This is a genomic window from Limnohabitans rimovensis (SeqCode) (assembly GCF_965234775.1).
In the GTDB taxonomy this organism is placed as follows: domain Bacteria; phylum Pseudomonadota; class Gammaproteobacteria; order Burkholderiales; family Burkholderiaceae_C; genus Limnohabitans; species Limnohabitans rimovensis.
In genome coordinates, this window is the sequence record NZ_OZ248569.1 from 126,329 (window position 1) to 141,623 (window position 15,295).

Below are 15,295 nucleotides of genomic sequence, written 5' to 3' on the forward strand. Positions count from 1 at the left end.
CGGGCTTTGAAGCGTTGGCATCGCCATCCGACCCATGAACTCCCCATCCTCATCCCTTGAAGACCGCCTGGGCGCGGGATTGCTGGCCGTTTTGCTGTTGATCACCCTGGTCAATGTGGTGGTGCGTTATTTCACCGACCAATCTTTTGCCTGGACCGAAGAGATTTCTTGCATCTTGATGCTGTTGCTGGCCATGGCGGGCAGTGCCGCCGCCTTGGTGCGTGACACCCACATCCGGGTGGAGTATTTCTTTGACAGAGGCACCGCCCAGCGCCAGCACCGCTTGGCCTTGCTGTCGGCCCTGACCAATGCCCTGTTGTTTGCGATCATGGGCGTGTTGTCGGCGCAAATGGCCTGGGACGAGTTCCGTTATGACGAAACCTCCCCCGCCATTGGCGTGCCCAAGTGGTGGTATTCGGTGTGGCTGCCCATTTTTTGTGGCGTGGTCTGCACCCGAGCGTTGCAGCGTTTCAAGCGCCTGCGGGGCCACCCATGATCGGTGCTTTGCTCTTCGTCAGTTTCGTGGTGCTGATGTTGGCCGGTGTGCCCATTGGTGTGGCCCTGGGTTTGGGTGGCGTCTTGGCCATCGGCCTGGCCAACTTGGACACCGCTCACTTTGGCTTGCTGGCGGTGCCGCAAAACTTTTATGCCTCGCTGACCAAATACCCCTTGCTCGCGCTGCCGATGTTTGTGCTGGTGGGCTCGATCTTTGACCGCTCCGGCGTGGCCCAGCGCTTGGTGAACTTTGCCGTGGCCATCATTGGGCGCGGCCCCGGCATGCTGCCGGTGGTGGCCATCATGGTGGCGATGTTTTTGGGCGGCATTTCGGGCTCTGGCCCGGCCAACGCGGCGGCTGTGGGTGGCGTGATGATCGCGGCCATGGCCCGCGCCGGCTACCCCTCTGCGTTTTCAGCTTCGGTGATTGGCGCGGCGGCAGCCACCGACATCTTGATCCCACCGTCGATTGCCTTGATCGTCTACAGCGTGCTGGTGCCCGGGGCTTCGGTGCCGGCTTTGTTTGCGGCTGGCATGGTGCCGGGCATCTTGGCAGGTCTGGCTTTGATATTGCCAACCATTTGGCTGTCGCGCCGCCACGGACTGGGCCAAGGCGAAGCCAGCCAAGAGTGTCCCCCTTTTTGGGCCAGCATGCGCGAAGCCTTTTGGGGCTTGATGGCGCCATTTTTGATTTTGGGCGGCATGCGCATGGGTTGGTTCACCCCCACCGAGGCAGCGGCCGTGGCCGTGGCCTATGGCTTGTTTGTGGGCATGCTGGTGCACCGCACCATCAAAGTGGCCGATTTGTTCCCCATCTTCAAGGAAGCGGCCGAAATTTCTGCGGTGATTTTGCTCATCATCGGCTTGGCCTCCATCTTTGCCTATTCGGTCAACACCTTGAGCATCATTGACCCCATCACCCAGGCGATTTTGCAAACCGGCTTGGGGTCCACCGGCGCCTTGTTGTTGCTGGTGGCTTTGCTGTTGGTAGTGGGCATGTTTTTGGACGGGGTGTCGATCTTCTTGATTTTTGTGCCCTTGGTCATGCCCTTGATGCGTGCCTATCAATGGGACCCGGTGTGGTTTGGCATTTTGCTGACCATGATGGTAGCGGTGGGCCAGTTCACCCCTCCGATGGCGGTCAACCTGATGGTTTCATGCAAAATGGCCGGCGTGTCGATGGAGCAAACTTTTCCTTGGGTGTGGTGGCTGGTGCTGGCCATGACGATCAGCATGCTGGCTGTGCTGTTTTTCCCGCCTTTGGCTTTGTGGCTGCCTCAGTACCTGGGGTATTGACTCGCGCAAACCCATCACGAATTTTTCAACGGGGCTTGAACCCTTTTTTATCAGGAGACCACATGAACAAACCTTCCACTCGCCGCCATTGGCTCAACGCCTTGTGCTTGGGACTGGGTCTGATGGGCTTGACCGCCCAAGCCCAACAGGCTTTGCCTGCCGGCTACAAAGCCGAGTACCGCATGTCCACCGTGGTGGGCACCGCTTTTCCCTGGGGCAAGGGCGGCGAAATTTGGGCCAATTTGGTGCGCGAGCGCACCCAGGGCCGCATCAACATCAAGATGTATCCCGGCGTGTCGCTGATCAATGGCGACCAAACCCGTGAATTCACCGCGATTCGCCAAGGTGTGATCGATCTGGCCATTGGCTCGTCCATCAACTGGTCGCCCCAGGTGAAAGAGCTCAACCTGTTCTCGCTGCCGTTTTTGATCAAAGACTACGCTTCCCTTGACGCCCTGACCGGCGGCGAGGTGGGCAAAGACATTTTTGCCATTTTGGACAAATCGGGCGTGGTGCCCTTGGCCTGGGGCGAAAACGGTTTTCGCGAACTGACCAATTCCAAGCGTGAAATCAACACACCGGCCGACCTCAAGGGTTTGAAAATCCGCGTCGTGGGTTCACCCCTGTTCATCGACATGTTCACCGCCCTGGGTGCCAACCCGGTGCAAATGAGCTGGGCCGATGCCCAACCCGCCTTGTCCTCGGGCGCGATTGATGGTCAAGAAAACCCGGTTTCCATCTTCACTGCAGCCAAGCTGCACACCGTGGGCCAGAAGAACGTCACCATGTGGGGCTACATGATCGACCCGCTGGTGTTTGTGGCCAACAAAGAAATTTGGAACAGCTGGACGGCGCAAGACCGCGACATCGTGCGCCAAGCCGCCGTGGATGCCGGCAAGCAAGAAATCGCCTTGGCCCGCGCCGGTTTGGTCGAAGCCGGTCGCCCCTTGTTGAAAGACATCGAAGCCCTGGGTGTGAAGGTGGTGGTGCCCACCGCTTCACAGCGCGAGCAGTTTGTCACCGCCACCCGCGCGGTATATACCAAGTGGAAGCCCCAGATTGGCAACAACTTGGTGGCCAAAGCCGAAAAGACCTTGGCCAACGTCAAGTGAGTTTGCGACACCCATCAAGCTTGCGTTGGGCAAGCTGATGGAATGCCAAAGGGCCCCGTGAGGGGCCCTTTTTTGTTGTGGCGACAGACGCAAATGATGGTGGGGCTGTGGCAGCACTGTCGCCCGAGGTGGGCCAGTCAGGTCAAGACAGCTTTTTGACCAAGACCACGCTTTTGCGGTCCCAGTTGTATTTGCGCTTGCGCGCTTCGGGCAGCGCGTCGATATCGGCTTGCACAAAACCGCGTTTCAAAAACCAGTGCATGGTGCGGGTGGTCAGCACAAAAATGTGCTGAATGCCTTGGGCGCGGCAGCGTTGCTCGATGCGTTTGAGCACCTTCTCGCCATCGCCCTGGCCTTGGGACGCGGGCGAGACGGTGAGGGCGGCCAATTCGGCGCAATGCGCTTCTGGGTAGGGGTACATGGCGGCGCAGGCGAAGATGACGCCGTCATGCTCGATCACCGTGTACTGGCCAATGTCGCGCTCGATCTCGGTGCGGTCGCGCTTGACCAAGGTGCCGTCGCGCTCAAACGGCTCGATCAATTGCAAGATGCCGCCCACGTCTTCATGGGTGGCTTCGCGCAGGCTTTCTAATTTTTCGTCCACCACCATGGTGCCAATGCCGTCGTGTACATAGACCTCGAGCAACAAAGCCCCATCGACCGCAAACGGCAGGATGTGGCTGCGCTCCACCCCTTGCTTGCAGGCTGTCACGCAATGCTGCAGGTAAAAAGGGATGTCGGTGGGCAGTTGGGCTGGGGGCAGTTGGGAAAGCAAGGCCTCGGCGGCGGCCAGCGGCAACTCGGTGTCGATCGGGTTGTCTTCACCCGCAGGGTCCTGGGGCCGCACCCGGATGCCGGGGGTTTCGGTCACAAAAATCAATTTATCGGCCTGCAAGGCGCAGGCCACCGAGGTGGCGACTTCTTCCATGGTGAGGTTGAAGGCCTCGCCCGTCGGCGAAAAACCAAAGGGCGAGAGCAGCACCACCGCCCCCGCGTGCAGGGTTTGGGTGATGCCTTGCACGTCCACTTTGCGCACCACGCCCGAATGTTGGAAGTCCACCCCGTCGACCACGCCCACCGGGCGGGCGGTGATGAAGTTGCCCGACATCACCCGCACCGTGGCACCGGCCATGGGGGTGTTGGGCAGGCCTTGGCTGAACGCCGCCTCGATTTCGTAGCGCAGTTGACCCGCGGCCTCTTGGGCGCAGTCCAGCGCTACGCTGTCGGTGATGCGCAGGCCATTCACATACTGGGGTGAATGCCCTTTGGCCAGCAGTTGCTCGTTGACTTGGGGCCGAAAGCCGTGCACCAACACCACCTTGACGCCCATGCTTTGGATCAAGGCCAGGTCTTGCACCAGGTTGGGCAATTTGCCAGCCGCAATGGCTTCGCCCGCAATGCCCACGACAAAGGTTTTGCCGCGGTGCATGTGGATATAGGGCGCCACCGATCGAAACCAGGGCACAAAGGTGAAGTTAAAAACGGTCGACATGGGGTGTGGGAACGTTTGCTCAGCGGATAATTAACGATTGTCACCCAGAACCTCTCCCGGCTTGGTCGCGCCCATTGAAGATTGAATTCCCCCCCGAACTGCCCGTCTCCTTGCGGCGCGAAGACATCATGGCCGCCATCGCCCAGCATCCGGTGGTGATCGTTTGCGGCGAAACCGGTTCGGGCAAAACCACCCAATTGCCCAAGATGGCCCTGGCGCTGGGCCGTGGCGCTTGCCACACGCCAGCGGGCCAAAAACCGCGCATGATTGGCCACACCCAGCCCCGCCGGATTGCGGCCACCACCGTCGCGCGGCGCATTGCCGACGAGCTGCAAACCCCCTTGGGCGAGGTGGTGGGGTACAAAATTCGCTTCCAAGACCGCTTGAGCCCGGGCGCCTCGGTCAAGCTGATGACCGATGGCATTTTGCTGGCCGAGACGCAAACCGATCCCTTGCTGCTGGCCTATGACACCTTGATCATCGACGAGGCCCATGAGCGCAGCTTGAACATTGATTTCTTGCTCGGCTATTTGCGGCAAATTTTGCCGCGCCGCCCCGATTTGAAAATCATCGTCACCTCGGCCACCATCGATGCCGATCGGTTTGCCAAGCACTTTGCCTCGGCCCACGGTCCTGCACCCGTGATCATGGTGTCGGGTCGGACCTACCCGGTGGAACTTCGCTACCGCCCCTTTGAAGACAGCCGCGAATATGGGTTGAACGAGGCGATTGCCGATGCCTTGGACGAGCTGTGGCGCGACCCACGCGGGCAGGGCGATGTGCTGGTGTTTTTGCCCGGTGAGCGCGAAATCCGTGATGCGGCCGACCATTTGCGCGGCCATTTGACGCGCCAACCGGCCTTGCGTGGCAGCGAGGTCTTGCCTCTGTATTCACGCTTGTCCCAGGCCGATCAGGAGCGCGTGTTTGCCCCGCACCATGAACGCCGGGTGGTGTTGGCCACCAATGTGGCCGAAACCTCACTGACGGTGCCGGGCATCCGTTGCGTGATCGACGCGGGCACCGCCCGCATCAAGCGTTACAGCTTTCGCAGCAAGGTCGAGCAGTTGCTCATCGAGCCCATCAGCCAAGCTGCCGCCAACCAGCGCAGCGGCCGTTGTGGCCGGGTGGCCGAAGGCGTGTGCATCCGCTTGTACGAAGAGAAAGACCTGATCACCCGACCGGCCTTCACCGAGCCGGAAATCCTGCGCAGCTCTTTGGCCGGCGTGATTTTGCGCATGAAGTCGCTGCACCTGGGCGAGGTGGCCGAGTTCCCATTTTTAGAGGCGCCCCGGCCCAAGGCCATTGCCGATGGCTACCAACTGCTGTCTGAGCTGGCGGCGGTGGATGAGCAAAACCAACTCACCGAATTGGGCCGCGCCCTGGCGCGTTTGCCGCTGGACCCGCGGGTGGGGCGCATGGTGCTGGAAGCGCGCCAGCGCCAGTCCTTGAGCGAGGTGCTGATCATTGCGTCCGCCATGGGCATCCAGGACGTGCGCGAACGCCCGCCCGAGTCGCGCGCGGCAGCCGACCAAGCCCATGCCCGTTTTGACGACGACAAGAGCGAATTTGTCAGCTACCTGCGCTTGTGGGATTGGATCGAGTCGCACCGGGTGGGCGAGGACAAATTGAGCCAGCGCAAGCTGGAAAACCTGCTCAAACAAAGCTTCATCCATGTGCGGCGCTGGCGCGAATGGCGCGATGTGCATGCGCAACTGGTCACGGTGGTCACCGAGCAGCGCTGGACGCGCAACAGCGCACCGGCCAGCCACGAGCAACTGCACCTGTCTTTGTTGTCGGGCTTGCTGGGCAACATCGGCTTCAAGCCCGATGACGATGAGGCCTACTTGGGGGCCAGGGGAATCCGCTTTTACCCCCACCCCGGCAACCGGCTGAAGAAAAAACCGGGTCGCTGGGTGGTGTGCGCCGAGCTGGTGGAGACCTCGCGCTTGTTTGGCCGCGGTTTGGCGCAACTCGACCCCACATGGCTGGAGCAGGTGTCCGAGCATTTGCTGCGGCGCCAAATGCTGGACCCGCATTGGGACAAACGCAGTGGGGACGTGCTGGCCATGGAGCGAGCCACCTTGTATGGTTTGGTGGTTTACAGCGGCCGGCGCAAGCCCTATGCCCGGGTGGACGAGGCGGGTGCGCGGCAAATCTTCATCCGCGAAGCCTTGGTTGACGGTCAACTCGATGGGGATTGGCCTTTTTTGCGCGCCAACCAGCGCTTATTGGCCCAGGTCGAGGCCTTGGAGCACAAGTCGCGCCGCCAAGATGTGTTGGTGGATGACGCGATCATCGAGGCTTTTTACGAGGCCCAACTGCCGGCCCATGTCAACAGCCGGCGCAGCTTGCAGCAGTGGTATGAAAAAGCACGCGCTGTCCAGGCCGAGGTTATGCAAATGGGCCGCGAAGACCTGATGCGCCACAGCGCCCAAAGTGTCACCGCACAGGCCTTTCCCAATGCCCTGCGTTTGGGTGGCGTGGACTGTCGCGCCGAGTATTTGCATGCGCCGGGGGACGCGCGTGACGGCATCACTGTGAGCGTGCCCTTGTTTGTGCTTAACCAAGTCAGCGAAGAGCGCACCGAATGGCTGGTGCCGGGCATGCTCAAAGACAAGATCCAAGCCTTGCTCAAAAGCCTGCCGCAAAAACCGCGTTCGCGTTTTGTGCCCCTGCCAGAAGCCGCGGCCAGGCTGGCGCAAGCCATGGGCGAGAACGAAGCCTTTGGCTTGGGCTCCTTGACCGATGCCTTGTTGGCCCGGGTGCGCAGCGAAACCAGCCTGGATGTCAAACGCGCGGACTTCAAGTTGGACATGCTCAGCCCGCACTTTTTCATGAACCTGCGGCTCATCGACGAGCACGGTCGGCAGTTGGGCATGGGCCGCAACCTGGGTGCGCTCAAAGCCGAATGGGGCAGCCAAGCCCGTGGGGCGTTTCAGGCCTTGGCCCAACTCAAAACCCTGGCCCCAGCGGCCCCTGATGATCAGTCCACCAAGGCCTCCGATGCCAAGCCCGCCATGGGGACCTCACCGGGGCCAAGCCACCCGCCAGCGCAGGCCATACCCGGCGCAGGCCGCTCCAACGGGGCCGCGTCCAGCGATCAAAAGTACACCGGCTGGGACTTTGGCGAATTGCCCGAGCTGATGGAAATTCGCAAGTCTGGGCAGGTGTTGGTGGGTTTCCCGGCCTTGGTCGATGCGGGGGACGGCGTGTGCATCGAGGTCTTTGACGAGCCCGAAATGGCCGCCGCCAAACACCATGCCGGCCTGCGGCGTTTGTTTGCCTTGCAAATCAAAGATGCGCTGAAGTACCTGGAAAAAAACATCCCCGACTTGCAAAAAATGGCGGTTGCCTACATGCCCCTGGGCAGCGTGGAAGAGCTGCGCGGTCAAATTTTGGATGTGGCTTTTGACCGGGCCTTTTTGCTCGACCCCTTGCCCAGCGACGCCGCTGCTTTTCAACGCCGACTGGCCGATGGGCGTGGTCGTTTGACCCTGATCGCCCAAGAGGTGGCGCGCTTGGTGGGTGCGGTGTTGGCCGAATACGCCTTGGCGGTGCGCAAGATCAAAGACACCAAAAACGCCCCCGAGGCCACGGCCGACTGCGCCCAGCAGTTGCAGCGCTTGATGCCCAAAAACTTTGTGGCTGCCACCCCCTGGCCGCAGTTGCAGCACTTTGCGCGCTACCTCAAAGCGGTGGTGTTGCGCTTGGACAAATGGCGCGCCGACCCGGCCCGGGATGCCCAGCGCTTGGGCGAGTTGAAACCCCAAGAGCAGCGCTATTGGCGCTTGGTGGCCGAGCGCAAAGGCGTGGCCGATGAGCGCATGCTGGAGTTTCGCTGGCTGCTCGAGGAATTGAGGGTGAGCTTTTTTGCCCAGGAGTTGCGCACCCCGCAACCGGTCAGCAGCAAGCGTTTGGACAAAGCCTGGGCCCAGCTTAACCACTGAGCCTTTCAAGCGCAGTGGTGAGCCAAGTTCAAAGGCGGGCCAAGCGCTCCAAAGCCAGGTTCAAGGTTTCGTCCTTTTTCGCAAAGCAAAAGCGAATCACCCGCTGGTCAAAGCCATCGGCATAAAAAGCCGACAAGGGAATGGCGGCCACGCCCACCTCGCGCGTGAGCCACTGGCAAAAGTCGCTCTCACTCAGGTTTTTTTCGGCCACTTTCAGCTCGTCAATGCGCACACATTGAAAGTAGCTGCCCTCGCTGGGCAGCAGCTTGAAGGCGGTGCGTTCCAACCCTGCGCGGAACAGATCGCGCTTGCGGGCATAAAAAGCGGGCAAGCCCATGTAGGGCTCGGTGCGTTCCATGAAGCGCGCCAAACCATGCTGCACCGGTGTGTTGACGGTGAACACATTGAACTGGTGCACCTTGCGAAACTCAGCGGTCAAACTGGGCGGAGCGGCGCAATAGGCCACTTTCCAACCGGTGACATGGTAGGTTTTGCCAAAGCTCGAGATGATGAAAGCGCGTTCGGCCAAGCCCGGGTAAGAAGCGGCGCTGCGGTGCACCAGCGGGGCGTAGACCATGTGTTCATACACCTCGTCGCTGATCAGCAGTACCTGGGTGGGGGCGAGGATTTCTTGCAGCCGCAGCATGTCGGCATCGCTCCACACCGTGGCGCTGGGGTTGTGCGGCGAGTTGATCAACATGGCGCGGGTGCGCGGGGTGATGGCAGCGCTGATGCGGTCAAAGTCCGGCCGAAAGCTCCCCGGGGTGAGCGGCACCCGCACCACGGTGCCGCCGGCGAGTTCAATGTTGGGGATGTAGCTGTCGTAGCAGGGTTCGAGCACGATCACCTCATCACCGGCGCGCACCACCGCCAAGATGGCATTGATGATGGCCTGGGTGGCCCCAGCGGTGACGGTGATTTCCGCCACGGGGTCGTACTGCTTTTGATACAGGGTGTGGATTTTTTGGGCGATGGCTTGGCGCAACTCCAACACACCCAGCATGGAAGGGTATTGGTTCAGGCCTTCGCGCATCGCGTCACTGACCGCATCGATCAAGGCCGGGTCGCAGCCAAAGTCTGGAAAGCCTTGGCCCAGATTGACCGCTTGGTGTTCGGTGGCCAAGGCCGACATGACGGTGAAGATGGTGGTGCCCACGTTGGGCAGTTTGGTGTCAAGAATCGGTGTCATGGTCAAAAAAGGTCAAGATGGGTTGTGGGCAGGGGCCATCCAAGGCGTTTGCATGGCGTCTTGCAGGGCTTGGTGGGTCAGGGAAGGGTTCAGCATGTGGGCAAATTCAAGCACAAAATTCCTCAAATAAGCGCCGCGCTTGAAGGCCACGCGGGCCACATTGTGGCCGAGCAAGTGGCCCAAGGGGCGAGACACCAGGTCTTCCTCGTTTTTCTCGTTCATGGCCATTTCGGCCACGATGCCCACCCCCATGCCCAGCCGGACATAGGTTTTGATCACATCCGAGTCGATGGCCTCCAAAGCCACACGCGGCTGCAAATGGGCTTTGGCAAAAGCGTTGTCGATGCGGGTGCGCCCTGTGAAAGACGGGTGGTAGGTGACCAAGGGCTGTTCGGCCAAGGCGGCCAAGCTCAGGGGCTGGTCCACCAAGGGATGGCCCAAGGGCAGCACCAACACATGTTCCCATGAATAACAGGGCAGGGTGACCAAATCGGGGTAATCGGCCAGGGACTCGGTGGCCATGCCCAGTTCAGCCACTTCGTCGAGCACCATTTGGGCCACTTGAGCGGGCGCACCTTGGTGCATGCTGACATTGACCAGCGGGTAAGTGGTGCGCAACTGAGCCACAGGCTTGGGCAACACATACCGGGCTTGGGTGTGGGTGGCGGCAATCGACAAGGTGCCACGGTCTTGCTGGCTGTATTCCTCACCAATGCGTTTGAGGTTGTTCACCTCGGCCAAGATGCGCTCAATGCTGTGCAGCACTTGTTGGCCGGGCTCGGTGACGCGTTTGAGGCGTTTGCCGTGGCGGGTGAAGATGTCGATGCCCAGCTCATGTTCCAACTCCAAAATGGCTTTGGAGACACCGGGTTGTGAGGTGTGCAAGGCTTTGGCCGCTTCGGTCAAGTTCAGGTTGCGCCGCACCGCCTCTTGGACAAATTTGAATTGGTGCAGGTTCATGGGGGCGCTTTGGCGGGTTGAGAAGGAGCGGGCTGCAAGCCCATGTCCATCGTGGCGGCCAAGGCCAAGGTGTCGAGCACTGCCGCTTGCTCGCCCACCGCTGCTTGCAGGTCAAACTGCACATGGGGGTGTTGAGCTTGCAACTGCGCCATCAAGATGGGCAGGTCTTCGCGCACATGTTTACCCACGCCCAAGAACATGGGCACCACGCGGATCTGCACATGCCCCGCCTCCACCGCTTGGGCCACGGCTTGTGGCAGGCTGGGCTCGGTCAATTCCAAATAGGCGCAAGCCACCCACATGGTGGGGGCCAGGTCACGGATGCGCTGGGCCACGGCCAGCATCGGGCGCTGCCACGCCGGGTCGCGGGAACCATGGGCGAATAAAACGATGGCGGTCATTGGCGCAACACCAGCCAGGCAAATGCGCCCAGCGACATCAGGGAATAAATCATGCCCGGTAAGGCCGCAGCCAGCCATGGGGTCCATTGGTTCAAGTTGCCGATATGACCAAACATGTTGTTCAGCAAGAAAAAACTCACCCCAAACATCACCCCAATGAACACATAGGTGGCGATATTGACATTGCGCATGTGCAGGTAAGCAAAGGGCAGGGCCAGCACCACCATGACCAAGCAACTCAAGGGATAGAACACCTTTTTCCAAAACTCAATTTCATACCGTTGCGCGGTTTGCGCGTTGTTTTCCAAATGGCGCACGTAGTGAAACAAGTCCCAAATGCCCATGCGTTCGGGTTTGATCAAGGCCACGGTGACCATGTCTTGGCTGATGTCTGAGGGCCACAGCATGTCGGGCAATTGGCTTTGGGCGACGGGCTTGGGGGTCTCTTGGCTGGGGCCGAACTCGCTGCGTGCCACATCGATCAATACCCACCCACCGGTGTTGGCGATGCGGCCCTTTTGCGCCAAGGTGTGCGAGATCAAGCGCCCACTGGATGAAAATTCATAAAGCCGGATGTCGCGCATTTGGCCCTCGCCGTTGATGGCCCCCACGTTGACGGCGAACTGGCTGTGTTTTTGTTTCTCTTTGAGCCAAGCACCGTTTTGACCGATGTGCAAAACACCGCCTTCAAAGCGCGACTTGAGCAAGCGGCCTTCGCGCTCGCACCAGGGGGCGATGTGGTCGCCCATGACAAATGTCAGCAGGGCAAACAACAAGCCCAACAGCATCAAGTGGCGCAAGGCCAAGCCAGGGCCCATGCCACTGGTGCGCAAAATGGTGAACTCCGACGATTGGGCCATTCGCGCCATGACAAAAATGCAGCCAATGAGCACCGTGATCGGCATCAACTCATACACATGGATGGGGATCAGCAGTGCCACATAGAGCAAAGCATGGTTGAGTTGGTAGTTGGGCGAATGGCGTCCGGCCACGTTTTGCAGGTCTTCAACCAAGTCGAAAAAGAAAAACAAGCCCAAAAATGCCAAGGTCACAAAACCCACGGCGGTCAAGACCTCGGTATAAATCAGCCGGCGCATGGTTTTCATGGCGTGGTCCTAGCCAAGGATCGGGCCGGCAGCCAATGGCGCCAAGACCATTGGTGGTGCCTGATCCACACACCGGCCAAGGCCAGCACCAGCACCCCCCCGTGCAAAGCCAAGGCAAACCCCAGGGGGGTGACTTTGTGGTTGACCACCCAAGCTTTGCCAATGTTGATCATGTTGGTGTAGACCAAAAATGAAAACAAGGCCAGCATCAACTGCAAGCTGCGCCCCGAGCGCGGGTTGAATTGCGCCACCAACAAGGCCAATAAGATGAAATTGAAACAGGCCAAGATGCTGCCCAAACGCCACACCAATTCAGCCTGGTTTTCTAGGTTAGGCTGGATCAACAACTCATCCAGGGTGAGCATCTTGGCCGACAGTTGGCTTGGATCGATCAGGGTGCGGCTGATGCGGGTGGCATAGGTTTCAAACTCGGCCAAGGTGAGTTCTTGGTTGGCATGTCGGCGCTCCAGCCTTTGGCCATTTTCCAAGACCAAAAAGCGCTCGTCGTCACGCACATCGATGAGGCCCGTGCGCGCCGTGGCGATCACGGTTTTGTCGGCGTCGGTGATGGAGATGAAAACGTTTTTGCCTTGCAAATCGCCGACTTGGTCTTTTTCGATGAAAAACACCCGCTGCCCAGAGGCCGAGGATTGAAATTGCCCAGGGGTGACGCGCTCCAAGTCGCCACGTTTTTCATAGCGCTCGCGCAGCTCTTGGACCTGTTGGTTGCTCCAGGGCCAGACCCACAAAACCAGGGCGGCGACGATCAAAATCAGCGGCCAGCCAAATTGCCACAAGGGGCGTAACAGTTGCACCAGGCCTTGACCACTGGTGAGCCAAATGACCATTTCGCTGTCGCGGTACAACCGAGACAAGGTGCTGACCATGGCCACAAACAGGCTGAGTGTGAAGACGGTGGGCAAATAGCCCAGAACCGTGAAACCCAGCACCAGGCTGACCTCTGCGGGGTTGACATTGCCATTGGACGCCAGACCCAGGGTGCGGATCAGCACCATGGTCATCACCACCGTGACCAGCACCACCAAGGTGGCGCCAAAGCTGCGGTTGAGCTCTTGTTTGAGACTGGAATCGAATAACATACCGTGCAGAGGAAAACCCGATTATGAACTTCAGCTTGCTCACGCTTTCATCCAATGCCGTCCACAGCCACAAAACCGATGCTTTGGTGGTCCTGGTTCCTGACGGGCTCAAGCCCGCACGCGGTCCTTTGGCCGATTGGTTGACCCGGCATCTCAAAAACGGGGATTTTTCCACCCAAGTCGGCTTTCATGTCTCTTTGTTTGAGGCCCCAGCTTGGGCTGCCAAACGGGTTTGTTTTGTGGGCGCGGGCAGTGCAGGTGCAGCCCAGGTTCGCCAAGCCCTGACCGCCGCCTGGGGGGTGTTGAAGGGGGCCAAACCCGAGGCCATCACCGTCTGGGTACCGGAGTCTGCGACCCCATTGGTGGGTCCCGCCATGCAGGCCCTGGCCGATGCCAGCTATGTGTTCACCACCACCAAACCCAGCGCCAAGGCGCGCAACCTCAAGCGGGTCACCCTGGCCATGCCCGATGCGGTCAAGCACAAAACCGAGTTTGCCCGCCAGCAAGCCCTGGTTGAAGGCGTGGAGTGGGCCAAAGAGTGGGGCAACCGACCCGCCAACCACGCCACCCCCAGCATGCTGGCCAAAGCAGCACAAAGTTTGGGCAAGCAGCGGCGCATGCGCGTCCAGGTTATGGGACCCAAAGAGGTGGCCAAGCTGGGCATGGGCTCATTCGCCGCCGTGGCCCAGGCCTCCACAGAACCCTTGCGCTTCATTGTGATGCACTACAACGGGGCGGCCAAGTCCAAGGCGCCGGTGGTGTTGGTGGGCAAGGGCATCACCTTTGACACCGGTGGCATCTCGCTCAAGCCCGGTGCCGGCATGGACGAAATGAAGTTTGATATGTGTGGCGCCGCCAGCGTGATGGGCACCTTCATGGCCCTGGCCAAATTGCAACCGGCCATCAATGTGGTGGGTTTGATCCCCGCTTGCGAAAACATGCCCGATGGCCGCGCCTTGAAGCCCGGTGATGTGGTCACCAGCATGAGCGGGCAAACCATTGAAATCCTCAATACCGACGCAGAAGGCCGCTTGATTTTGTGCGATGCCCTGACCTACGCCAAGCGCTTCAAGCCCAGCGCGGTGATTGACATTGCCACTTTGACAGGCGCTTGTGTGATCGCTTTGGGCCATGTGCGCAGCGGCCTGTATGCCACCGACGATGGCCTGGCCAAAGCCCTGGAAACGGCGGGCGAAGCCGCCCAAGACCTGTGTTGGCGCATGCCTTTGGACGAGGCCTATGCCGAGGGCTTGAAATCCAATTTTGCCGATGTGGCCAACGTGGCAGACCGGGCTGCGGGCTCGGTCACTGCTGCTAAATTTTTGCAGCGCTTTGCCACGGACTTTCCCTGGGCCCATTTGGACATCGCCGGCACCGCCTGGAAAAGTGGCGCGGCCAAAGGCGCCACCGGACGACCCGTGGGTTTGCTGCTGCATTACTTGCTGTCCCAAGCAGAGGCTGGCGGGCGCTGATGGAAGTGGCATTCCACTTCAATGTCAGCCAACCCACGGACTACTGTTGCCGTTTGTTGCGCAAGGCCCATGCCCGGGGCGCGCGGGTCACGGTGACGGGGTCCCGAGAGCGCTTGCAAGACATCGACCAGCAGTTGTGGGCCTTGTCACCCACCGAATTCGTGCCCCATGCTTGGGCCGATGCGCCGGCTGAAGTGCTGATGTGCAGCCCCATTGTGTTGTGCGAAACATTGACCCGGCCAGACCCCGGTCAGACCCCACCGATGCTGCTCAACTTGTTTGCGGAAATCCCCACTGAGTACACCCACTATGAAAGGGTGATTGAAGTGGTGGGTTTGGCTGAGGCCGAGCGGGCCCAAGCCAGGCAGCGCTGGCGTGCCTACGACCAAGCCCAGCACCGCTTGACCCGGCACGATGCCTCGCCCACTTCCACTGCGCCATGAACCCCACAGAACCACCCCCATCATGGGTGCCCACCCTGACCCAAGAAATTGCGCTGAACCAGGCCCCGATCCAAGCGCCAGCAGCGCATTCCCCAGCCCAGCCTTTTCCCTCGGCCCTGGACGAAACCCGTTTGTGCATGATGGTGACCGACCAGTTGTTGGCCCAATTGCCCGATTTGATCCGCGCCACCGTGCGCGCGCATTTGCAGCAAAGCCCCCTTCAGCCAGGTTTGGCAGACCCTGCCGAAACCGACAAGTCGGCATTCAAAAATCCCTAAACCA

13 protein-coding genes are annotated in these 15,295 nt (G+C 60.2%); 7 read left to right on the plus strand and 6 right to left on the minus strand.

Annotated features, from left to right (window positions below):
• Positions 1-34 precede the first annotated feature (34 nt).
• The 3 genes from AC8GFZ_RS14610 to AC8GFZ_RS14620 all read left to right on the plus strand — a co-directional run bounded on the left by AC8GFZ_RS14610 (position 35) and on the right by AC8GFZ_RS14620 (position 2,903).
• A complete protein-coding gene (locus AC8GFZ_RS14610; protein ID WP_506645641.1) occupies positions 35-496 on the plus strand; it encodes a TRAP transporter small permease in 462 nt (153 codons plus the stop codon).
• Entirely contained in the window at positions 493-1,791 is a 1,299-nt protein-coding gene (locus AC8GFZ_RS14615) for a TRAP transporter large permease (protein ID WP_506645642.1), read from the plus strand. Before AC8GFZ_RS14610 ends, AC8GFZ_RS14615 begins: the two co-directional genes overlap by 4 nt.
• A 122-nt stretch (positions 1,792-1,913) precedes the next feature.
• Positions 1,914-2,903: a DctP family TRAP transporter solute-binding subunit gene (locus AC8GFZ_RS14620; protein WP_506645693.1), complete on the plus strand. Its 990-nt coding sequence runs from the start codon at positions 1,914-1,916 to the stop codon at positions 2,901-2,903.
• A 142-nt stretch (positions 2,904-3,045) separates the two neighbouring features.
• Here AC8GFZ_RS14620 and argA read toward each other — a convergent pair whose 3' ends face one another.
• On the minus strand, positions 3,046-4,395 hold the full coding sequence (gene argA, locus AC8GFZ_RS14625; RefSeq protein ID WP_506645643.1) for an amino-acid N-acetyltransferase: 1,350 nt from the start codon (positions 4,393-4,395) through the stop codon (positions 3,046-3,048).
• A gap of 128 nt (positions 4,396-4,523) precedes the next feature.
• On the opposite strand from argA, the gene hrpA reads away from it, so the two are divergent.
• Positions 4,524-8,342, plus strand: coding sequence for an ATP-dependent RNA helicase HrpA (hrpA, locus tag AC8GFZ_RS14630; RefSeq protein ID WP_506645694.1), 3,819 nt, complete (start codon positions 4,524-4,526; stop codon positions 8,340-8,342).
• A gap of 28 nt (positions 8,343-8,370) precedes the next feature.
• On the opposite strand, the gene AC8GFZ_RS14635 is transcribed toward hrpA, so the two are convergent.
• The 5 genes from AC8GFZ_RS14635 to lptF are packed head-to-tail and all read right to left on the minus strand — an operon-like array spanning position 8,371 to position 13,098.
• On the minus strand, positions 8,371-9,531 hold the full coding sequence (locus AC8GFZ_RS14635) for a pyridoxal phosphate-dependent aminotransferase (protein WP_506645644.1): 1,161 nt from the start codon (positions 9,529-9,531) through the stop codon (positions 8,371-8,373).
• A gap of 12 nt (positions 9,532-9,543) precedes the next feature.
• Positions 9,544-10,491, minus strand: coding sequence for a CysB family HTH-type transcriptional regulator (locus AC8GFZ_RS14640; protein ID WP_506645645.1), 948 nt, complete (start codon positions 10,489-10,491; stop codon positions 9,544-9,546).
• On the minus strand, positions 10,488-10,892 hold the full coding sequence (locus AC8GFZ_RS14645; RefSeq protein ID WP_506645646.1) for a sirohydrochlorin chelatase: 405 nt from the start codon (positions 10,890-10,892) through the stop codon (positions 10,488-10,490). Before AC8GFZ_RS14645 ends, AC8GFZ_RS14640 begins: the two co-directional genes overlap by 4 nt.
• Positions 10,889-11,998, minus strand: coding sequence for an LPS export ABC transporter permease LptG (lptG, locus tag AC8GFZ_RS14650; protein ID WP_506645647.1), 1,110 nt, complete (start codon positions 11,996-11,998; stop codon positions 10,889-10,891). Before lptG ends, AC8GFZ_RS14645 begins: the two co-directional genes overlap by 4 nt.
• Entirely contained in the window at positions 11,995-13,098 is a 1,104-nt protein-coding gene (gene lptF / locus AC8GFZ_RS14655; protein WP_506645648.1) for an LPS export ABC transporter permease LptF, read from the minus strand. Before lptF ends, lptG begins: the two co-directional genes overlap by 4 nt.
• 23 nt (positions 13,099-13,121) lie before the next feature.
• Between lptF and AC8GFZ_RS14660 the strand changes: the two genes are divergently transcribed.
• Genes AC8GFZ_RS14660 through AC8GFZ_RS14670 form a run of 3 tightly spaced genes read left to right on the plus strand, consistent with a single transcriptional unit; the run spans position 13,122 to position 15,291 of the window.
• Positions 13,122-14,570, plus strand: a complete 1,449-nt coding sequence (locus AC8GFZ_RS14660; RefSeq protein ID WP_506645649.1) for a leucyl aminopeptidase — start codon at positions 13,122-13,124, stop codon at positions 14,568-14,570.
• Positions 14,570-15,013, plus strand: a complete 444-nt coding sequence (locus AC8GFZ_RS14665) for a DNA polymerase III subunit chi (RefSeq protein ID WP_506645650.1) — start codon at positions 14,570-14,572, stop codon at positions 15,011-15,013. The genes AC8GFZ_RS14660 and AC8GFZ_RS14665 overlap by 1 nt, the downstream gene beginning before the upstream one ends.
• Positions 15,010-15,291, plus strand: coding sequence for a hypothetical protein (locus AC8GFZ_RS14670; protein ID WP_506645651.1), 282 nt, complete (start codon positions 15,010-15,012; stop codon positions 15,289-15,291). The genes AC8GFZ_RS14665 and AC8GFZ_RS14670 overlap by 4 nt, the downstream gene beginning before the upstream one ends.
• Positions 15,292-15,295 lie beyond the last annotated feature (4 nt).